This window comes from Vibrio sonorensis (assembly GCF_001854765.1).
In the GTDB taxonomy this organism is placed as follows: Bacteria; Pseudomonadota; Gammaproteobacteria; order Enterobacterales; family Vibrionaceae; genus Vibrio; species Vibrio sonorensis.
In genome coordinates, this window is the sequence record NZ_LJJE01000136.1 from 1 (window position 1) to 204 (window position 204).

At 46.6% G+C, this 204-nt stretch carries 1 pseudogene; it reads left to right on the plus strand.

From position 1 onward, the window contains the following. Positions 1-204, plus strand: a pseudogene (locus BLO31_RS22890) (transposase); the annotation flags it as partial.

Genomic DNA, 204 nt, shown 5'->3' on the forward strand with positions numbered 1-204 from the left:
ATGGTGAGGGCGAGTGGAAAAGTCAAAAAGGATGGCACGGATAGTAAACGCAGAGTGGGGCGGAAATTCCATCTCGCCGTAGATACGAGTACGCACGAAATTATTGCCGCAGAGTTGAGTTTATCAACGGTGAGTGATGCAGAAGTGCTGCCTAATTTGCTTAATCAAACACGTCGAAAAATCCTTGAGATATTAGGCGATGGG